The 18,888-nt window shown below is 49.5% G+C and carries 19 protein-coding genes, 1 tRNA gene and 1 pseudogene; 9 read left to right on the forward strand and 12 right to left on the reverse strand.

Features of this window, described 5'->3' with window-relative positions; all coding sequences use genetic code 11:
* The first annotated feature begins 60 nt into the window (after positions 1–60).
* The gene (locus SIB66_RS04010) at positions 61–1,140 is read left to right on the forward strand and encodes a pyruvate kinase (protein ID WP_074160817.1); all 1,080 of its coding nucleotides are present in this window, start codon (positions 61–63) and stop codon (positions 1,138–1,140) included.
* Between the two features lie 579 nt (positions 1,141–1,719).
* Here the strand turns inward: SIB66_RS04010 and SIB66_RS04015 are convergent.
* On the reverse strand, positions 1,720–2,610 hold the full coding sequence (locus SIB66_RS04015; protein ID WP_063421750.1) for a glycosyltransferase: 891 nt from the start codon (positions 2,608–2,610) through the stop codon (positions 1,720–1,722).
* 616 nt (positions 2,611–3,226) lie between these two features.
* On the opposite strand from SIB66_RS04015, the gene SIB66_RS04020 reads away from it, so the two are divergent.
* Complete coding sequence (locus tag SIB66_RS04020) at positions 3,227–3,616, forward strand: hypothetical protein (RefSeq protein ID WP_063421748.1); 390 nt, start codon at positions 3,227–3,229, stop codon at positions 3,614–3,616.
* Positions 3,617–4,112: 496 nt separating this feature from the next.
* On the opposite strand, the pseudogene SIB66_RS04025 reads toward SIB66_RS04020, so the two are convergent.
* Positions 4,113–5,037: pseudogene (locus SIB66_RS04025) on the reverse strand (DNA mismatch repair protein MutS); the annotation flags it as partial.
* Between the two features lie 453 nt (positions 5,038–5,490).
* Between SIB66_RS04025 and ribH the strand changes: the two are divergent.
* Positions 5,491–5,985, forward strand: coding sequence for a 6,7-dimethyl-8-ribityllumazine synthase (ribH, locus tag SIB66_RS04030; RefSeq protein WP_063405972.1), 495 nt, complete (start codon positions 5,491–5,493; stop codon positions 5,983–5,985).
* A gap of 78 nt (positions 5,986–6,063) precedes the next feature.
* A tRNA-Gly gene (locus tag SIB66_RS04035) sits at positions 6,064–6,135 on the forward strand.
* An 18-nt stretch (positions 6,136–6,153) separates the two neighbouring features.
* On the opposite strand, the gene SIB66_RS04040 is transcribed toward SIB66_RS04035, so the two are convergent.
* The gene (locus tag SIB66_RS04040) at positions 6,154–6,618 is read right to left on the reverse strand and encodes a GNAT family N-acetyltransferase (RefSeq protein ID WP_063405971.1); all 465 of its coding nucleotides are present in this window, start codon (positions 6,616–6,618) and stop codon (positions 6,154–6,156) included.
* Here SIB66_RS04040 and SIB66_RS04045 point away from each other — a divergent pair.
* The 5 genes from SIB66_RS04045 to rfbB are packed head-to-tail and all read left to right on the forward strand — an operon-like array spanning position 6,617 to position 10,278.
* Positions 6,617–6,784 carry a hypothetical protein gene (locus tag SIB66_RS04045; RefSeq protein ID WP_236070162.1) on the forward strand — a complete coding sequence of 56 codons (168 nt, stop codon included), beginning with the start codon at positions 6,617–6,619 and terminating at the stop codon, positions 6,782–6,784. The two genes, SIB66_RS04040 and SIB66_RS04045, sit on opposite strands and share 2 nt — an antisense overlap.
* Positions 6,785–6,790: 6 nt before the next feature.
* Positions 6,791–7,690, forward strand: coding sequence for a glucose-1-phosphate thymidylyltransferase RfbA (gene rfbA / locus SIB66_RS04050; protein WP_063405970.1), 900 nt, complete (start codon positions 6,791–6,793; stop codon positions 7,688–7,690).
* Complete coding sequence (gene rfbC, locus SIB66_RS04055) at positions 7,680–8,273, forward strand: dTDP-4-dehydrorhamnose 3,5-epimerase (protein WP_063405969.1); 594 nt, start codon at positions 7,680–7,682, stop codon at positions 8,271–8,273. Before rfbA ends, rfbC begins: the two co-directional genes overlap by 11 nt.
* Positions 8,270–9,181 (forward strand): dTDP-4-dehydrorhamnose reductase, encoded by a 912-nt coding sequence (gene rfbD / locus SIB66_RS04060; protein ID WP_063421746.1) that lies wholly within the window; start codon positions 8,270–8,272, stop codon positions 9,179–9,181. The genes rfbC and rfbD overlap by 4 nt, the downstream gene beginning before the upstream one ends.
* Positions 9,181–10,278, forward strand: coding sequence for a dTDP-glucose 4,6-dehydratase (gene rfbB / locus SIB66_RS04065; RefSeq protein ID WP_063405967.1), 1,098 nt, complete (start codon positions 9,181–9,183; stop codon positions 10,276–10,278). Before rfbD ends, rfbB begins: the two co-directional genes overlap by 1 nt.
* Positions 10,279–10,297: 19 nt before the next feature.
* Here rfbB and SIB66_RS04070 read toward each other — a convergent pair whose 3' ends face one another.
* The 9 genes from SIB66_RS04070 to SIB66_RS04110 form a co-directional block, all read right to left on the reverse strand.
* Positions 10,298–11,311 carry a GDP-L-fucose synthase family protein gene (locus SIB66_RS04070; RefSeq protein ID WP_063405966.1) on the reverse strand — a complete coding sequence of 338 codons (1,014 nt, stop codon included), beginning with the start codon at positions 11,309–11,311 and terminating at the stop codon, positions 10,298–10,300.
* A 13-nt stretch (positions 11,312–11,324) separates the two neighbouring features.
* Positions 11,325–12,440, reverse strand: coding sequence for a GDP-mannose 4,6-dehydratase (gene gmd / locus SIB66_RS04075; protein ID WP_063405965.1), 1,116 nt, complete (start codon positions 12,438–12,440; stop codon positions 11,325–11,327).
* Positions 12,441–12,731: 291 nt separating this feature from the next.
* Positions 12,732–12,971, reverse strand: coding sequence for a hypothetical protein (locus SIB66_RS04080; protein WP_063405964.1), 240 nt, complete (start codon positions 12,969–12,971; stop codon positions 12,732–12,734).
* A gap of 19 nt (positions 12,972–12,990) precedes the next feature.
* Positions 12,991–13,383: a hypothetical protein gene (locus SIB66_RS04085; RefSeq protein ID WP_236070161.1), complete on the reverse strand. Its 393-nt coding sequence runs from the start codon at positions 13,381–13,383 to the stop codon at positions 12,991–12,993.
* A gap of 183 nt (positions 13,384–13,566) precedes the next feature.
* The gene (locus SIB66_RS04090; RefSeq protein ID WP_063405963.1) at positions 13,567–14,763 is read right to left on the reverse strand and encodes a glycosyltransferase family 4 protein; all 1,197 of its coding nucleotides are present in this window, start codon (positions 14,761–14,763) and stop codon (positions 13,567–13,569) included.
* On the reverse strand, positions 14,760–15,923 hold the full coding sequence (locus SIB66_RS04095) for a glycosyltransferase family 9 protein (RefSeq protein ID WP_063405962.1): 1,164 nt from the start codon (positions 15,921–15,923) through the stop codon (positions 14,760–14,762). Before SIB66_RS04095 ends, SIB66_RS04090 begins: the two co-directional genes overlap by 4 nt.
* 39 nt (positions 15,924–15,962) lie before the next feature.
* Positions 15,963–16,934, reverse strand: coding sequence for a glycosyltransferase (locus SIB66_RS04100; protein WP_063405961.1), 972 nt, complete (start codon positions 16,932–16,934; stop codon positions 15,963–15,965).
* A complete protein-coding gene (locus tag SIB66_RS04105) occupies positions 16,931–18,625 on the reverse strand; it encodes a glycosyltransferase family 4 protein (RefSeq protein ID WP_063405960.1) in 1,695 nt (564 codons plus the stop codon). Before SIB66_RS04105 ends, SIB66_RS04100 begins: the two co-directional genes overlap by 4 nt.
* Entirely contained in the window at positions 18,622–18,870 is a 249-nt protein-coding gene (locus SIB66_RS04110) for a hypothetical protein (protein ID WP_063405959.1), read from the reverse strand. Before SIB66_RS04110 ends, SIB66_RS04105 begins: the two co-directional genes overlap by 4 nt.
* Positions 18,871–18,888 lie beyond the last annotated feature (18 nt).

Here is an 18,888-nt window from a genome sequence, read left to right on the forward strand (position 1 = left end):
CCATCAACCTAAGCATAAACAATATTTTCTTGTTATAATCTACTTAAATTACTTAGACCTGTGATTCCTGCTGAAATCATCGTTACGATTGGACCTTCCTCTAATTCTATCGAGACTTTAAAAGCCTTAAGGGATGCAGGAGCTAGTTGTTTTAGGATAAACCTTTCACATTCAACTCTAGATTCTATTGATCAATACTTGTCGTATTTTACTCAAGCTGGTATATCTGCTTCATTGGATACTCAAGGAGCCCAATTACGTACATCGTCGAATACAAGTTTATTTAAATTCCGAACTAATGATCGTGCTATAGTCGGTTTTTCAGGAACTTCGCAATTAAATGATCAAAAGCTTCAATATGATTTCTTTTTAAATCATGCTGAAGCCTTCCACCAAATTATGGTTGGCGACCTATTAAGGATCGATTTTGAAGGACTACTTTTCGAAGTAGAAAAACGATCAGAACAAACACTCCATTTACGCTCTTTAAGTACCGGAACTGTAAAACCTAATAAAGCCGTTGATGTCGTAGGAAAAACTTTGGAGTTGACTCCATTTACTAAATTTGATATTGATGTTCTAGAACGGATGTCAGGGCGTTCAATACATTCTATTTTCATCTCATTCACCAATTCTGCCCAGGATGTTCAGATGTTAAAGTCCATTCTTTCTCAATTAGACTATCCTAATGTTCGATTAATTGCAAAAATAGAAACTGTTAAATCTTTGGCAAACCTGACTCAGATCTTACCTTGTGTCGATGGAATATTGATTGATCGTGGAGATTTGTCCAGAGAGATCTCTATTTCTCGAATTCCCCATGCCTGTGATGTTGTTATTGAACTAGCTAAGCAATACTCCACCAAGTGTTATGTTGCTACTAATGTTCTAGATACAATGATATCTTCTTCTCTACCTTCTAGAGCTGAAATTTCCGATCTACACTCACTTCTCCATAAAGGTATTTCAGGGGTTGTACTTGCAGCTGAAGTTGCCATTGGTTCTTATCCTGTTAATTGTGTACATGTAGTTAATCACATGCAAAAGGTTTGTGCTTCAGAAGATCAAGGTTTAACAACCTTTCTTCCTAAAGGATTTTTCAATACCAACCTTCCCCTTGAACTTCAAGAATGGCTATGAGATTTTAACCTTTAATAATTCATTGCAAGCGCTCTGCCTTCCCTGTTGCTGCATGTTAAAGATGATAGTTTCCACTTTTATTCATATCACTTAGCAACTTCGAATTTAATATCATAAATTCAGCTACCATGTTAATATTCATTCTTTTTTATTTTTTCTAATTTCTATATTACCAGACCCTCTTTCTCCAGCCAATTCATCCCATCCTTTTCCACTCATTGTCATGATTTCACTATTTTTATCTTCTTTCAGTTTCTTTCTTTCTCAGCCCTATATCTGGCCACATTAAAGTTGGCTGGCTTTTCGTATAAATGCTAAAATTAATTATCTTTATGTTTTTCTATCGTTTGCCTCTCAATTTAATATCATTTGACTTTAGTCTTACGCCTTTAGAGTTTAGTTTCAAAATAATGTATGTTCAGACATAGAATTCAATTTCCACGACTCTCCCAAACTTATTGATTTATCAATCTCTTTTAGGCTTTATGCACTGTTTTTCAAAATCCCCTCACTCCACAAATGCTTATTCTACTTTTTATTCCGAATTTTTATTAGTGTCTTTATTCTGAACTTTGTCATTTATGGAGCCATAGCCGCTTTTAGCAGCTCCTTAAGGTCTAGGTAAGGTGGTGGATCAACACGAATACTTCTTAATTTTTGGGGTTCAGCAAACAATTCCATCACCAATTCTTCTAGTTCTATTACAGATGAGGCCCAAAACACATCTGGCCTCTCAGCCAGATGTCGGTAATTACCCATCAATCCCTGATCTCCAAACAAAACTTGTGGCACACCCGCTGCCATTACTTCAAAGAATCTGTGATTGAGGTCATTGTTTAGTGGTACATTTAGTACAAGTTGATACTTTGCGTATAGATTTGCAGCTTCCTTTGAGTTTTTAGTCGTTTCATGGTGAATTGGCACACGTCTTCGAGAATGCAGAGATGTCACTAACTCGCGGCGTTGTGGGTGATGTGGGCCAAGGCTGCCCACATGTAGAAGTTCTAGGTGCTGTTCTTTTGCCGGAATAGCGCTTGGGTAGCGGAAGAACGTGGGTGGAATTGAGCGTACTGGTATCGATACTCGCTGACGCACCTCATCAAGTAGTGCAGGATTGAAGGTCAATAGCACAGCGTCATGGGATTCTGCTGCGAGGTACTCGACTAGGCAGTCGATTGGTTGCGAGCCGTGGTGTAGATCACCGCAGGCCAGTAGCCTTGGTCCTGGCCAAACCTTTAAGTCTCGGAGAGGCGCCGAGCGCATCAGGAAAGGATCCGAGTAATGCAGCAAAACACCCCTTAAAGGCATTCCGCGATCCTTAAGGGCCGAAATCAGTGTTTCGATACTCGCATTTGTTACTCTAAGCCCATTGGGCATGTCACTAATCTGTGGGCCAGCTTGCAGAAGCCCTTGCTGCTGCCAGAGGGGTTGAAAGGCTCCGTAGTGAAAGAGAATGGTGGTTGTAACCATTATTTTATTTTCACTCGGAATAAGATGATTGGCTGAACATTGGCACTTTGATGGGCTAATGCAACCTCACGGCGACTTATAGCCCAAAGGGTGATCAATCCATTGAGATTGCCCGTTTGGTTCAGGTTGTGAACTGAGGTGAGCGTTGTCAAACTCTTCTGGGTACGACCGGCATAGGCCAAACATTCACGATTGCCAATCTGATTGTCCAGACAGGGCGTTCGGTACTTGTACTGGTTCATTACAAAACTCATACTGCCCAGCTTTCTAATGAGCTGCGGGGATCTCCCTTGATCATTCTGTTGAATATTTTTTCTTGTTACGATTAATATCGGCCAGAAGAATATGGGCCTATGTATGGCGTTGTAAATACCTCGATTTATGAAGAGAATGATGGGTTGCGTTACTTGCTAATGCGAACTTTGCTTGAAAGCCATGATGTGATTCTAGTCGGTCAAATAGTTGTATTTATGGCTTATAAACTACCGGTTAACATCTTAAGGCAGTAATTGAACTTGAGGTGGGAGGTGTCTTTGATTTTCCTTGCTTATTGTTAGAGCTGCTGAATAATCAAGATAGGCGCAATGCTTGAGCAACTGGTCGTGGTCGCTTTCGGGTGAAGGTCGATGTGCTTCAGAGCGGCGAGGTCTATGAGGGTCGTTTATTTGGTATTGAGTTGTTTGGCGATGAGGTTCAGGTGATAGGCAATGTCGAGCCCATCAAGGGTGAAATATTGCAGAATTTAGAGTTGATCAAGATTTATTCTCAAAAGTATCTAGTGGCGTCAAAGGATCGCCTTTCGGCGGCTGTGCATGCGATTAGAGATGAGTTGAGAAAATGCTCGATGCTCTTACTGGTGATCTTAAGTTGTTGGAGGCTCAGAGTTAGGAGCCAAGCCAAGCTTATGACTGGGACATGTGCAGGGAGGTTTGCTATTGCCATGATGTCTAGAACTGTGCGCGTCACATTACTGGTCTTCAAGATGGAACATCCTCTGAATATTTGATAGATTGCCTCTCAATTGATTTGCTGTTAGTTGTTGGCTGATGTTATTTGACTAGTCCTCAATTTTAGGCGATGTACAATGGTGATCAAGACCGCAAGAGGGTCTTGATTGAGCATGGCTTCTTATTCCCAGGTCAGCTGATAATCGTCCTTGACAGAGTGAAGAGCTTTGGGGAAAGGTCAGCAAAATAGTTTTTGTGATCGCCCCTCATAATCAATGAGAGTTGTAGTACAGTGATAGTGAAATTGCTGAGCAGGTGATTAGTTCTACTATCGTCTTGTATCCTTAAGTAGAGGGTCGTTTGTCCAAGATGAGGTTGATCATTTGATGGTAGAAATTCAGCGCAGCAGGAGTGTGTGCTGCTGATCATGCTCGCCAAGCGTATGGCTGAAGACGTAACTGATTATCTATTAGAGAAGCGCTTACGTGCTTTCTATTTGCATTCATAGATTCCTTCTATTCAGCGGATTGAAATTATTCAGGACTTGTGGTTGGCGGAGTACGACGCACTCGCCATCTTGGGCAGCTTTAGGCGTTCCGGACACCAGGTTGGGGAGCCGTTTGGATCACCCCAGAGCAATTCGGCAGGATCCAGTTGAGTCAGTTCTTTATGCAGTGCGGCGTTTTCTTTCCTTTGGGTTACTAGGAATTCGCCTGTGCTCACATCTATCTGTGCTGGCAAGCCTCCATTGGCAGGGCTGACCATTGTGAGCGGGTTCAACCACAACGGCGGCGAGCCAGTTGTTGCGGCGAGCTGCCAGCATTCCCTCTTCAATCACCGTTCCTGGTGTCAGAACTCTGCTGATGCGCGCTTGAGTAGGGCACCTTTTGCAGAAGTTGTTTCTAGTTGGTGCATAGGGCCACACAGAGTCCGCGACGGATCAGTTCTGTGCATTAGCGCTCGGCTGCGTGATGGGGAATGCCAGCCATGGGAACACGTCCGATGGCCTTGCCTCCTTCTTTGCCTGTCAGGGTGAGCTCGAGCAAGTGTGAGAGCTGAATGGCATCCTCAAAAAAACATTCAAAAAAGTCTCCAAGTCTGTAGAGGAGAATCCTTTCCGGATTAGCTCTTTTGAGCTCGACGTTGTGCGCAGCATTGGAGGGAGCTGCAGCGGATCAACCATGTTTTGATGAACCCAGGCGGGCTGGTCGTCGTCTCCAGTGCTTTCGCCGTTGTTAATTGCGTTGGCACCGTTTTGGCTGCTGTCTTCTTCTCCGGAGTTGATTGGTTCAGATTCAGTCTTTTTTTGCTGTCGAGGTCGCGTCATTGCATCGACAACAAGGCTGTTGTCATCTAAATCTTCCGACGGTTTGAAGCCTTCACTGCTGTTCTGATTGGAAGCTTTTGCTGGTTCAGGCTCGCGGCCAAAAAGGCTTCCCTGCAGTGTTAGTTCCGACTGTTGCCCCGAGGATGCGGCCAAGGCAGGCTCGCAATCGGTGTCTGATCGTAATTGGGATGGATGAGTTCAGTAGCTCATTCGTTCATGGCAGCTTTGGAGTCGCCACCACTTGTGAAGGATCTTTCAACTGGATACAGGTTGAGTGGATCTGGCTTGTGAGAATCTTTTCTTGCACAGGTGGGGTCGCTGTTTTTGCGTCATAGATCCTTCCGCCAGTGATCCATGCAGATTCTCAATATCCTCACTGTGCTGGCCTGGTTGGGGATTTAGTTCGCCATGGTCATTGGGGTAACTCTGTCCTCTAAAACTCAAAAGAAGACGGTGGTCGTTCCAAATACATTGATCTTGATTGGCCCATCGTTTGGCTTGCATTGGTGCCTGTTAGCTTGGGAATGAGCTACTTCGTGGTCTAAAGATTGGTCAAGGCTGCCCTTGTGATGGGAGCATAGAATTGTTAATTGATGCTCGCCAAGGATGGGCACATTTGAAGGACGCTTTACGGATGCGTCGGGTCTGAGAATTTCTGTTGTGGTTGCCAGGTTTAATGACCTGGTCACCACAAAGTTGTTAAGTGGCTGTTTGGATTGTTTGGCTCGCCATGGGGTTGATACCTCTGCAAACAGTTCACAACTTGATGTGGCCTGGGTGCCAGGCTCGTTTGAATTGCCTCTTGTCGCTCAGAATCTTGCGCGTAGTGGTCGTTATCAAGTGGTGATCACCCTGGGTGCTGTGATTCGTGGTGATACACCCCATTTTGATGTGGTGGTGTCGGAAGCCAGTAAGGGGATTGCTTTAGTGTCCAGAGAGACAGGAGTCCCCGTCATTTTTGGTGTACTCACAACCGACACGATGCAACAAGCGCTTGAGCGGGCTGGTATTAAGAGCAATTTGGGCTGGAGTTTTGGGCTGCAGGCCTTGGAGATGGGCTCACTGATGGGGATCCTGGCTTCTGGTGTCTCTGCTCGCTAAGCGATTGGAATTGACCAGGTCCCCTCTTCTGGTGCAGCCTGTTAGTGTCGCAGGGGTTACACCTGAAAGAGACGACCTGCGGATGTAGCTCAGTGGTAGAGCATCTCCTTGCCAAGGAGAGGGTCGAGAGTTCGAATCTCTTCATCCGCTTTCCAGCTTGAAAAAAATTTAGGTGTTTTGGCGTTTCAACAGCAGTAGCTGTTGATTGGGTGAGCTTGTGAAGCCCAGTTGCTGGTAGAAGCCTTTGCTGTTGGTGGTCATCAAGTAGACACGTTCAACATTGCTTATGGCAGGAGTGGTCAATAGAGCCTTGATTACTTGCCGTCCGAAGCCATGACCCTGTAGATCGCCAGCGACGACAACGTCCCATAAAACCGCTCGGCAGATCCCGTCACTGGTCGCACGTCCGAAGCCCAAGAGACGCTTGCCCCGCCAGAGGCTAACGACCACTGTGCTGCCAGCCAGAATCTTACGCAGACTTGCTGTGCTGCGGCCTTGGGCCCAGAAGGCATGTTTATTAAGCAACCGTTGCAGCTTGAGCAACCCCCGCGTTGGCTTCAGCCCTGGGCCTAAGCCAAGTAAGCGCAGACCTGGTGCCCCTGGAGCGTGTTGGATCAGGCGAATACCAGCCATGACAGACATTGGATGGCAGCATTTTCCCAGGCGGATGGCAGCACGGCTCTTAGGAGCCGATCAACGCGTGCTTTACCCAAGCATGGCCATAGCCGGCAGGCTGGCGTCGTTGAGCAATTGGCTATTCCGCTGGTCTACGGACATGGCAGCATTCATTCAGGGATAGGCATTTATGGAGCGCAAAGGCATCATCCTTGCTGGCGGTAGCGGCACGCGTCTGCATCCGATCACCCAAGCGGTGAGTAAGCAGCTGTTGCCTGTTTACGACAAGCCGATGGTGTTCTATCCGCTCACCACGTTGATGTTGGCTGGCATTCGCGAGGTGCTGATCATTACCACTCCACATGACCAGTCATCATTTCAGCGCTTGCTTGGCGATGGCAGGGCTTGGGGGATGGAGATTCGCTATGCAGTGCAGCCCAGTCCGGATGGTTTAGCTCAGGCGTTTTTGCTTGGGGCTGATTTTTTATCTGAAGCCCCAGCAGCATTAGTGCTCGGAGATAACTTGTTTCACGGTCATGATTTGGTCCCTCAGCTTCTGGCTAGCAATGCTTCAGGGGCTGGGGCGACAGTTTTTGCTTATCCGGTGCGTGATCCTGAGCGTTATGGCGTTGTCGAGTTCGCTGCTGATGGGCAGGTGTTGAGCATTGAGGAAAAGCCTCCTAAGCCGAAGAGTCGCTATGCAGTGACGGGCTTGTATTTCTATGACTCCACGGTGGTCGAGCGTGCTCGACGGGTGCAACCTTCACATCGCGGAGAACTCGAAATTACGGACCTCAATCGTCAATATTTGAGGGAAGGATTGCTGAGAGTGGAATTAATGGGTCGTGGGATGGCCTGGCTCGATACGGGCACTTGTGATTCTTTGCATGAGGCGGCTGCTTATATCCGCACCTTGGAGCATCGCCAGGGGCTCAAAGTGGGCTGCCCTGAAGAGGTGGCCTGGCGGTTGGGCTGGATTACCGGCGAGCAGCTGGCTGATTTGGCTGTTCCTTTGTGCAAGAGCGGCTATGGCAACTACTTGTTGCAGGTGCTTGAGAATCCCCAAGAGGTGTCAGCAGATGCAAGCTGAAGTCTTGAAAACTACGAATGGGATCGAGCTGAATGGACCGTTGTTGTTGTCTCCTCAGGTGCATGGCGATGAGCGGGGATTTTTCTTTGAGAGTTGGAATCAGCGTCGATGGGAAGACGTTTTGGCCAGTCATGGGCAGGAAGCTCTTGATTTTGTGCAAGACAATCACTCGCGTTCGTCTAGGGGTGTTTTGCGAGGCTTGCATTACCAATTGCCTCCACATCCTCAGGGCAAGTTGGTGCGTTGTGTGCTGGGAGAGATTTTTGATGTGGCTGTCGATCTGCGCCTGGATTCCCTCACCTTTGGGCAGTGGGTCGCAGCTCATCTGAGCGCTGAGAACCATCAGCTGCTTTGGCTGCCAGTTGGCTTTGCCCATGGGTTCCTGACATTGAGCACGCATGCTGAGGTGCTCTATAAAACCACTGCTTTCTGGAGTAGCGACTGTGAAAGGGCGATCCGCTGGGATGATCCGAGTTTATCGATTACCTGGCCGGAGATCGCCGAGTTGCCACAGCTCTCGAGCAAGGATGAGGTTTCTCCGCTCTTGGCAGAGGCTTTGACGGGCGAGGAATTGTTCTCATGAAAGTATTGCTCACAGGGGCGGCCGGCCAATTAGGTCAGGCACTGGTTGCCGCTAAACCTGATGGGATCGAGCTCATCGCCACGACCCGTGCACAGCTCGATTTAGGCGATTTGCAGGCCTGTCGACACATTGTGCTGAACCATCGGCCTGATTGGGTGATTAATGCAGGTGCCTATACGGCGGTAGACAAAGCGGAAAGTGAGCCAGACTTGGCCTATGCAATTAATGCCTATGCCCCTCAAGCTTTCGCTGAGTCGCTTTTGGAAACTGGAGGCCGATTGCTTCAGCTGAGCACAGACTTTGTTTTCAATGGACGCCAAGGCTGGCCATATCGCCCTTCACAGGCCCGTGCCCCCCTTGGCGTGTATGGCGCTAGTAAAGCCGCTGGAGAAGAGGCTGTGGAAGAACGGCTCGGTGATGTTGGCCGAGGGTTGATCTTGCGCACCAGTTGGCTGATGGGGCCTGTGGGCCGTAATTTCGCTCTTTCAATGCTTCGTCTGCATCAGGAGCGTGAGGAGATTCGTGTTATCGCAGATCAGGTGGGTTGTCCCACTAGCACGCTCACTTTGGCGAAGGCCTGCTGGCGAGTGATTGAGATTGCTGGGCAGGGCACTCTGTTGCCGCCACTGATGCATTGGTGTGATGCAGGAGTATCGAGTTGGTATGACGTAGCGCTAGCTGTGGGCGAACTTGGCCAGCAGCTGGCACTTGTTGATAGTCCTGCTCAGGTGCTACCGATTACGACGGCTGATTACCCCACGCCAGCAATGAGGCCTTCTTATTCGCTATTGGATTGCACTGAGACCCGTTGCTTGCTTGATCTGGAGCCACAGCATTGGCTCATTGCACTGGCTGCGGTTTTCAAAGAGGTTGAGCAATTACGCTCCGCCCAGCCATCCTCAAGTTGATGTCTGTCCTGCTGCCCGAGACGATTAAACGGGTTTTAGTAACCGGAGGTGCTGGCTTCATTGGCGGAGCCTTGGTGCGGCGCTTGCTTCGCGATAGCCGCGTTACCGTCTTCAATCTCGATAAAATTGGTTATGCGAGTGACCTCAGCGGCATTGAACAGCAGCTGCAGGAGCTAGGTTCAAAAGCTGAAAGTCGACATCATCTTCTAAGTGTTGATCTGGCTGATGCAGAGGCTACGGCTGCGGCAGTAAAGCAGGTAGACCCTGACCTGGTGGTGCATCTTGCCGCCGAGAGTCATGTGGATCGCTCCATCGACGGCCCGGAAGTGTTCTTGTCAAGCAACGTAAGTGGTACGTTTTCCTTGCTCCAGGCGGTGCGGGGCCATTGGGAGCAGTTGCCTAAGGAGCGGCAAGACGGTTTTCGTTTTCAGCACATCAGCACGGATGAAGTGTTTGGTTCGCTGGGTGCCGAGGGGCGCTTCTCAGAATCGACGCCTTACGACCCTCGGAGTCCTTATTCGGCTACTAAGGCCGCCAGTGATCATTTGGTGAATGCCTGGTATCACACCTATGGCCTACCAGTTGTGATCACCAATTGCAGCAACAACTATGGACCTTGGCAGTTTCCCGAGAAGCTCATCCCAGTGGTGATTCTTAAAGCTTTGTCTGGTGAGTCGATTCCGGTTTATGGAGATGGCGCCAACGTTCGCGATTGGTTGTATGTGGAGGATCACGTTGATGCCTTGTTGTTGGCGTTAACGTGCGGAGAGCTTGGTCGCAGTTATTGCGTTGGTGGTTATGGAGAAAGGACGAACAAGCAGGTTGTGGAAAGGATCTGCACCCTGCTGGATCAGCTGATTCCGGATTGTGCGCCTCACGCGCGTTTGATTACAGGCGTGGCTGATCGTCCAGGGCATGATCGACGCTATGCCATTGATCCAACGCGCATCAGCACTGAGCTGGGTTGGCAACCGCGGCATGATTTCCACCAGGGCCTGGAGGTGACAGTTCGCTGGTATCTCGATCATCTCGAGTGGTGCCATAACGTTCGAGCCCATGCTGGTTACACCGGCGAGCGGATTGGAACTGTTCGTTAGGAATGAATTTTTGAGCTGTTTAGCGCCGCAAGTTGCCTGTGTTCAAGCTGGAAAGGAAATCGATGTAGGCCAATTTCAAGCCTTCTTGAAGGGGGATTTTTGCTTTCCAGCCAATTGATGTCAGCCTGCTGACATCAAGTTGTTTTTTCGGCGTGCCATCTGGCTTGCTTTTATCCCATTGAATGTTGCCTTGGAATCCGACGGTGGCTGCTATCTGTTCAGCCAGCTCTTTGATCGAAAGATCTACGCCTGTTCCGACATTGAGAAAGGCCAAAGGGGCGCCTTTGTCATTGCGTGGGGCATTAGGGGATGCTGGATCCCAATGCTTTAGAGCAAACACGCAGGCTTCGCCGAGATCATCGGCATGCAGAAATTCTCGTAAGGGTGTTCCGCTACCCCAGCAGATCACGCAATCGGCATGAGCTTCTTTTGCTTCGTGGAATCTGCGGATCAGAGCAGGCAAAACATGGCTGCCGGTCGGGTGATAGTTATCGCCCGGTCCATAGAGATTGGTGGGCATCAGGCTGATCGCATCGAAGTCATGTTGTTTGCGTAGGGCTTCCCCAAGCTTGATACCTGCGATCTTGGCGATTGCATACCATTCATTTGTGATCTCGAGCTTCCCTGTAAGTAATGACTCTTCCCGAATCGGTTGTGCCGCAAACTTGGGATAGATGCAGCTGCTGCCGAGAAACAAAAGCCGGCGCACACCGCATCGCCATGCTGCTTCGATGACTTGGGTTTCGATGCGCAGGTTTTGAAGTAAAAAATCGGTAGGTCGATTTCGATTGGCTTCAATCCCACCCACAGTGGCTGCGGCAAGCACAACGATATCGGGCTGCTCGCTAGCCATCCAGTCTTTGACTGCGTTGTCATCGAGAAGATCCAGTGTCTTCCGGCCAGGGGTCAGTAGCGCCCCTCCATGGGAGCTGTCGCCGAAGCCGCCGGCCTTAAGTGCACGCACGATCGCACCTCCAGCCATGCCACCGGCACCGGCCACAAAGAAGCGATCATTTGGGTGGATCAGGCTCATTGTTAAGCAAGTTTCATTCGCGGGGTCCTACGACCTGGAAGCCTTTTTCTTTGAGGTAGGCCTCCTTGCGGGCTTCTTCGCGATCGTGTTCGACCATTTCAGACACCAGCTCTTCCAGGCTGCAGCTCGGTGTCCAGTTGAGCTTCTCTCTGGCTTTAGTGGCATCACCCATGAGCGTTTCTACCTCTGCAGGTCGGAAGTAACGAGGATCGATGCGAACCACTACTTTGCCGTTATCTGCCCGTCGCCCCACTTCTCCCAACCCTTCACCATCCCAGTGAATGGCTGAATCGCCATTCACTGTGTTCCAATTCAGTTGGGCTGCTGTTAGTTCAATAAATCGCCGCACACTTTCCTGTCGGCCGGTAGCGATCACGAAGTCTTCGGGAGTGTCTTGTTGCAACATCCGCCACTGCATCTCGACATAATCTCGGGCATGGCCCCAGTCGCGCAAGGAATCCAGGTTGCCCATGTAAAGGCATTCATCAAGTCCTGCATCAATTCGGGCTAGGCCGCGGCTGATTTTGCGTGTCACAAAGGTTTCTCCGCGCCGCGGGCTTTCGTGGTTGAACAGAATTCCGTTGCAGGCATACATCCCATAGGCCTCGCGAAAATTTCTGGTTATCCAATAGGCGTAAAGCTTGGCGACGCCATAAGGGCTGCGGGGATGAAAAGGAGTCGTTTCCTTTTGCGGGATTTCTTGCACCAGCCCATAGAGTTCGGAGGTACTGGCTTGATAGATGCGGGTCTTGCTGACAAGCCCGAGCATGCGTACGGCCTCCAGAATGCGCAAGGTGCCTAGTGCGTCGCAGTTAGCGGTGTACTCTGGCGCCTCAAAGCTCACGGCCACATGGCTCTGAGCTCCTAGGTTGTAGATCTCATCCGGTTGGATTGTCTGGATGATTCCGATCAGGTTGCTGCTGTCGGTGAGATCGCCGTAATGAAGTACTAGGCGTTGTTCGAGCTCGTGTGGGTCCTGATAAAGGTGGTCGATGCGGCTGGTATTAAAGCTGCTAGCCCGGCGCTTGATGCCATGCACCGTATATCCCTTCTCAAGAAGTAGCTCTGCGAGATAGCTGCCATCTTGGCCTGTTATCCCCGTGATCAGGGCAGTTTTGTGTGAGGCCATGATGATACTAGTGTGCCGAAAGTGGTTAAAGAAGTCGTTGATGTTTTTGTACAACCCTTGTAAGAGGTTTGCAATCAGATGATGGCCTTAAAACTTATTGCGAAGTTTGGCTTATCTCCGTTTCAAGATTCAAGCACTTTCTGAGAGGAAATGGTAAATTGAATGCTGTCAACTACTTTCTGGCGACCTTTGCCTGGACAATGCACTTTCATAGTGCTGCCATGTGTTTTGTTTGGCAACCTATCTAAATCTAAATGCTTTCGCTATTAGGCTTGGGTTGCTCTGAATTGGTTAACTAAAGACCGATGTGGTTGCTGATTGATCGGCATCCTTGTAGTCGAACGCAATCATTGATGAGTCTTCATTGGTATATTGCTCATCATCAGTTGGCCAGAGATGAGTTGGTGAGGGTATTTCAGCATCATGCACTTCATGGAAATCTGGGGTGCCCGATGGAGTGGGTTGATCGATGTGGAGGACCAGATGGTCCTCTTCTGTAGCTTTTGAACTGGCATTATTTTGCCAGCCCAAGTGAGTAAAGTCCCTATTGTCAGGTCTTTTTGGGGGCATGAGATGGTATCGAACTCCCTGCTTCTTTTTTAGCCCTATTTGCTGGAGGATGCATAGCAAAGGCACGCTTGAAGAACATTAATGGAAGCCCACCAACCTGCTGAATTTGCATCATTTCCCAGCCGTCTTGTCCCATACGATTGAGGAAATCCTGAATCTGTTGCCGACCGTTGTTTTCGGCGAAATACTCGGGAAATTGCTCCTTAAGCGCTTCAGGGCTTAAGGAACCACCAAGCCTATCGCTGGCGTCTTTGGGATTGGCGGCTGCTTCGGCCACCATGTGCACGACTTTGTATTCCCACTGTATGGATGGGGTGCCTGCAGTGCCCTTGTTGGGTTTTCTTCTGATCAATTTTTTTAACCAGCGAAGCATTGGATTTTGGTTGAATTCTTATTTGCTCAGATTGTGAGCCGCACTCTAAACAATCTACCTCAAAGTAGTACAAAGTATGAATAGATGTTTATACCTCAATTTATTCAGATTAAGAGGTCTCTGGCATCATGTGATCATCATTAAAAGTTGAAGCGCTGTTGATTCTTATAACTTTCTGCTTGCTCAGAAGATTGTGAGGGGCTGATTTTTGATCTGAAAGCTTTCTCTCTGAAACCATCCTTCTAGTTGTTCTGCAGCCACCATCACACTGAATTTCTCCACCACTCGTTTTTGGCCCTGTTTGGCTAGATTTACTGTCAATAGAGGTTCTCGGATTAAGCGCTTCAGACATTCGGCAAGATCATACGCATCACCGCTCGAAAACTGTAGGCCAGTAATGCCATCGTCAATAAGCTCAGCTGCTCCGCCGACGCCGCTGGTTACCAGGGCTAAGCCTGAGGCCATCATTTCGGCTGCCACGATCCCGAAGGCTTCAGGATGGATTGAGGGGAAGACACCTACATGGTGTAGGGCGTAGAAGCGAGCCAGCGCCTGCCGATTCAGTTGACCTACGAATTGCACCATGTCGGCAAGGTCGTGCCTGGCTAGTAGTTGTTCTAGTTGGTCCTGGTAACCGGCCTGGAATTTGTCACCTGCTAAAGAGGCTTGTATGGCTAAACCCTGTTGGCGAAGCAGAATCAGTGCTTCCACTAGCGTGTGCGCTCCCTTGCTTGCCATCAGCAGTCCGGCAAAACAGACTTTTAGGGGACGATCTGGCGACCCAGTGGCAGGTAATGGTCGGGGCATGCCTGTGACGGAGGATCCGAACAGATCTATGCGTACTCCTGGATAGATCACGGCCTCTTCCTTGACCCAAAGCCCAGCATCGGTAAGAGCACGCCGCACGGCTTGACTGGCCGCAGCCATTCTGTAAGAACCCTGTTGCGGCCAAAGGTTCGCTGGGAAGGGTGGTTGCACAAAGCCCACGTGATGCTGCACGGGGATTTGTTTTTTAAGCAATCGTGGCAGAAGCTCTGGACCGATGAGATCGAGATTGCCTAGCAAGACTCCATCCCAATGTACTTGTGATAGCCAGGAATTCAGCAAATCAGCATTGGCATTGTCAATTGCTGCAAGAGCCTTTCTGTCTTGTATGTGCTTGACGCCACCTTCATAGGTGCCCTTCAGTTGTAGCCTTCGGTCCACCTCTTCATTGTTCGGCCCCTTTGAATTGCTGATCCCGAGGTGGGGAGAATCACTGCTGATGATCTGTACCCGGTGGCCACGTTCCTGCAGGCCCCAAACGAAGTCGGCGATAGAGCGACCATATCCACCCAGTTCTTGCGGTGGGTAAAGGTTTGTGATGACCAGTAGGTTCATGAGAGAACTCGCTTGAGCCAGTTGATGACTTGAAGAGGTTCCACTCCAAGCATGCACCTACGAGCTTCTTCCAGATCGTCGTTTTTGAAATGGTTTTGGCTGAATTTCTTGCTGGAATAGCTGGATATCGTTCTCTCGAGACAATTTGTTCGTGGTAGCCATAACCGGATAGGACTGACCCCATCTCCATCTTTGTCATTTCCCACAATAGCCAGTGTATGAGTACCAACTCCTGCCGCGACATGCATCGGACCGGCATCAACGCTGATAACGGCTTTGGCTGTTTTAGAAGCTCCTGCTAACTCGATAAGTGTTGTACACCCTCTTAGATCCACTAATGTTTTTGGATAGTTATCTAGTAACTGTTCTTCTTCATTGCCTGCATGGTATTCGAGTTTCTGGTGTTTCGGAGGTGCGCCAACTAGCCCAACACTGATGCTTTGATGTTGACACCAATTGATAACCTCATGCCAATATTTGAAGGGCCATATTTTTGCAGCACGTGCTGTTGTGCAGTGAATTAAAATATCTGGCACTTTAAAGCTTGGTTGACAAGACGGAAGGTTAATATTCGTGAGGTCCTTTTTGTTTGGGTTCAGAAAAGCACTTCGACATAACAGTTCAGCTATGTAGTTGCTGTTGAAGTGAGTTTTATAGCGTTCAATGAAATCTTGTGAGTCCCAATCTTTATCAGCAAGAAAACGTTGGTTAGGTAGCTCTCCCCAGGCCAATAAATCTCTTCCTGCCGCATTCAAACTGCCTCCACTTACGAATTTTGGTCTCAGCCAGCTGGCCAGGGTCTGGGTAAGAGGGTTGAATCCGTCGCAGTTGATCAGCAGATCAATCTGGCCAGCTTTTTTTGTCCGAGCTTTTGCAGCTTCGGCGATGATTTGCAGTGTATTGACTGAGTCTTTTGGATCCCAGGAAAAACGCCAGCTCAGAGGTTGTCTTTCATCTTCTCCACAGAGGGCCTCTTCAAAATCACGCGTAGCCTCGCTCCCCCAGAAATCGATGATTGCTGCTGGATATCTCCTTCGTATGAGCCGCAGCAGTGGCAGTGTGACGACGAAATTCCCGACCTTGCAGCTTCCTAGAATGGCTATGTGAGTTTTTGTACCAAGGTGTCGGCCGTCGTACCTTTGGACAGAGGGCTCATGCATGGCAAGCGAGCTGGGTGTGCATGGGCATATTTGGAATTCTTAAATAGTCAAAGACTGCCAAGCATTAAGGCAGGAGAGGCGTTCTTCTTCAACGCTATACATCTCTTGAATAATCTTGGAGGCTTGGAATCGTTCTTGGATTACTGCATTCGGGTTGGCTTCGAAGCGCTTCAGCTCTGCTTCAATTCCATCAAGAAAGCCCATCAGATCTCCAAATTCAACCACTTTCATGTGGGGGAGCGCAAAATCACGTCCTCCTAGCCCGTGATATCCCACAACTAAACATCCGCAGGCGATCGCCTCAGCAAGGGGCAGGCCAAATCCTTCTGGATGACCGCAGCTCAGAAACATCAAGGCTTCACGAAGTTCCTTGGCTATTTCTTCGTGTTGCATTCTCGGTAGTTCGCGAAAGTTGTAATTTGAAAAGGCAGGACGCCCTCTCGCCATCAATGCAACCTTGCGAGCGTGATCAGCTTGCTTTCGCCCTATGAAGACGATGTGTGGAGCTTTCTGGTTGGGTACATAGAAAAGGTTTGCGTCAATGCCGTTAATTAACGCAGTACAGTGATTTTTGTCGATGCCGAAGCCCTCAACCAAAAGTCTACGACTGTCTTCCGATACTGTTAACACACCTTTGATATCAGGGTGTTGATAAAGCTCCAGGGTTGATGGATCACAGTTACTTTCTAGGCCAAAGCTGTAGAAGGCGTTTTGGTTGAAGATCACCTTGGGAATGCCGACCAAATAAGACGGCACATTTTTTAGCCAAGTTTCAGGAAGAACGATCAGGTCGTGATCCGCGGTGGGCGGACTGTCTAGATAGCTTTTAAGATCGATCACTCGAGCTTTGCTCTCGAACCAATCGGCACGGAAGCCTGGCTCTTGCTGAAGAACGAGCGCATCCCAGCCGTTTTGTTGAAGCAGTTCTGCTTGGCGATAGATCTGTTTTACGCCACCAATAGGACTGTTCGTGTCTGGATAGCAGACGAACAGGATCCGTCTTCGTTTCATGAACCAGTGTTTTCCAGGATTCCCAGCTTCAGAAGAGTTGCCGTCATTGTTGGATGATGAATGGCTGCAATTTGGTTGGAGAGGAGGAGTTGATTGAGCTCGGCAGAACCAAGGCTAGTGTTCTGCTGCTGCAGTCGTTTTAGGTTGGTGCTGAGGGTGTCCAGACTTGAATCTTGGCAAAAACGGCCGATGAAACTCCTCTGCATTGTCCCCCGAAGGATGTTTGCATCTGTGCAAGAAGGATGGAGTCGCCAGGGTCCTCGTGGAAAACATCTATGGCTGTAGCCATTAAACAGTCTTCCGGAGTGACTTGTAGGCCATGGCAGGGTTTGCTGATTATCCAGAGCGGCGTTTTTGCGTCGGCTGTTGAGCTCATTCCAGAGCTCTCGGTACTGACGACTAACGACTGGCCAACTGAACTTCTCTTTCAGCCGCTCTTGTGCCTTCTCTCCCATTTCTTTTCGGTGGTTGCTTTGGCTGCAGAGGCTCTCTAGTGCTTGTGTCAGGTCGCGGTGATCGATACACACCCCCAGGCTACGAAGGCCCACAAAGCTGTCATAGTCCATCAGCCCCAAGCGATAGTCTCGTTCGATCGCATCAGCATTTGATTGGCTACTCAGAATGTCTTGACAGGACACTAAGTGTCCGCTAATCCCCGGTTCTACTAGGTCCCTATACCCGTTCCAATCGCTCACCACAACGGGAAGGGAGCTGGCCATGGCTTCCAGCACACTCAAGCCAAAGGTCTCTTGCAGATTGTCGGCTGGAGAACAAAAGATATCCGCTGCTGCGAGTGCAAGTTTTTTGTCTTCTTCACTTGCTGGAACCCGGCCGCCAAGACGTCGGATCGACAGGGATGGGAATTGCTTGGCAAGCTCGTCAAAGGCCGAAGCAATAACATCACTGAAGAGATGGCCGCATTCTAATAGCATGATGTCGTGCCGCTGACTCAGTTCTGCGAGAGAGCGATATAGCGGTAGGGGATGCGCCTTGCTATGGAAGCTGAGTCGTCCTAAAAACAGCACGACAATGGCACCGCTTGGTATTTGCAGTGCTTGACGGGCCTCATGCCGCTGATCCTCCCGGCTATTGAAGCGTCCTTGCCATTGGTAGGGCGTTGGATCAATGGCTAGCGGGATGATGGGCAGTTGGGGTCCTGTGGGAATTGGCAAGGATTGCCTAAAGCGACGTGAGAGCTGTTCTCGCTGACAGGCCATGGCTTCTTGAACGACTCCGAGTGCTGCTCGTGATGTGCACACCAGTGCATCCCATTCCTCTAGTGGTGCCGTGATCAGTTGTTCCAGGCCACTCATTACATTTCGGGAACAGAGGGTATGTGTGACACCAGTGATCGAGAAATTGCTAGCGGAGCGCCCGGCTCGCAACCAGCTCCAGTGGGCTAAGCCTGGATCAGGCATATGCACGCAGCCGGCGCTGGGCAGTGTTGTGTTGCTCAGGCCCACTTGCAGCTGGATATTGCTGCCGCTTTCTAGACAGGGCTGCAGTTGATCGCGCAGCTTGGCGAGGTCATTGCGGTCGCTCACTATCACAGTGAGAGCCTCATTGTGAAGGGAGGAGGCAATTCCTCGTGCAAAGCCGCTGCCGGCCACCCTTCGGCCCATCACCTGATTTCGGTCGGTGTCGAAGGCATCACCTGGAAGAACTAGAGCTGCGGGATATGTGCGGCTCATGCGTAGAAGTCTCGGCGATAAGCCAGCAGGCAGCCAATGGTGAGAAACACTGCAAAAAATAGTGGCATCGCGGCCAGGCCAACGATCCAGGAATCGGCCACCTGAGTCAGCCCAACCATTATTGCCAAGTAAAAAAGTACGAGCAAGGTCGGAAATAGTGCTGGCGAGGTGCGTATACGCACAAGCAAACGCTTATAACGTCGGCGCAGAGTTAGAGGCCGGGCGGGGCGAGAGGCTGAATCCATAATTGGAAGACTAATGTC

This window comes from Prochlorococcus sp. MIT 1318, from assembly GCF_047304505.1.
Taxonomy (GTDB): domain Bacteria; phylum Cyanobacteriota; class Cyanobacteriia; order PCC-6307; family Cyanobiaceae; genus Prochlorococcus; species Prochlorococcus marinus_D.

What these genes read in the sequence shown, in the direction of transcription:
- SIB66_RS04070 (WP_063405966.1), bottom strand. Translation starts at nt 11,311, where the DNA reads ATGAGCCTGATCCACCCAAATGATCGCTTCTTTGTGGCCGGTGCCGGT.
- SIB66_RS04040 (WP_063405971.1), bottom strand. Translation starts at nt 6,618, where the DNA reads ATGGCTGGTATTCGCCTGATCCAACACGCTCCAGGGGCACCAGGTCTG.
- SIB66_RS04085 (WP_236070161.1), bottom strand. Translation starts at nt 13,383, where the DNA reads ATGCTTCGCTGGTTAAAAAAATTGATCAGAAGAAAACCCAACAAGGGC.
- rfbC (WP_063405969.1), top strand. Translation starts at nt 7,680, where the DNA reads ATGCAAGCTGAAGTCTTGAAAACTACGAATGGGATCGAGCTGAATGGA.
- gmd (WP_063405965.1), bottom strand. Translation starts at nt 12,440, where the DNA reads ATGGCCTCACACAAAACTGCCCTGATCACGGGGATAACAGGCCAAGAT.
- SIB66_RS04105 (WP_063405960.1), bottom strand. Translation starts at nt 18,625, where the DNA reads ATGAGCCGCACATATCCCGCAGCTCTAGTTCTTCCAGGTGATGCCTTC.
- ribH (WP_063405972.1), top strand. Translation starts at nt 5,491, where the DNA reads ATGGGCACATTTGAAGGACGCTTTACGGATGCGTCGGGTCTGAGAATT.
- SIB66_RS04090 (WP_063405963.1), bottom strand. Translation starts at nt 14,763, where the DNA reads ATGAACCTACTGGTCATCACAAACCTTTACCCACCGCAAGAACTGGGT.
- SIB66_RS04100 (WP_063405961.1), bottom strand. Translation starts at nt 16,934, where the DNA reads ATGAAACGAAGACGGATCCTGTTCGTCTGCTATCCAGACACGAACAGT.
- SIB66_RS04015 (WP_063421750.1), bottom strand. Translation starts at nt 2,610, where the DNA reads ATGGTTACAACCACCATTCTCTTTCACTACGGAGCCTTTCAACCCCTC.
- rfbB (WP_063405967.1), top strand. Translation starts at nt 9,181, where the DNA reads ATGTCTGTCCTGCTGCCCGAGACGATTAAACGGGTTTTAGTAACCGGA.
- SIB66_RS04095 (WP_063405962.1), bottom strand. Translation starts at nt 15,923, where the DNA reads ATGCATGAGCCCTCTGTCCAAAGGTACGACGGCCGACACCTTGGTACA.
- rfbD (WP_063421746.1), top strand. Translation starts at nt 8,270, where the DNA reads ATGAAAGTATTGCTCACAGGGGCGGCCGGCCAATTAGGTCAGGCACTG.
- rfbA (WP_063405970.1), top strand. Translation starts at nt 6,791, where the DNA reads ATGGAGCGCAAAGGCATCATCCTTGCTGGCGGTAGCGGCACGCGTCTG.
- SIB66_RS04045 (WP_236070162.1), top strand. Translation starts at nt 6,617, where the DNA reads ATGACAGACATTGGATGGCAGCATTTTCCCAGGCGGATGGCAGCACGG.
- SIB66_RS04110 (WP_063405959.1), bottom strand. Translation starts at nt 18,870, where the DNA reads ATGGATTCAGCCTCTCGCCCCGCCCGGCCTCTAACTCTGCGCCGACGT.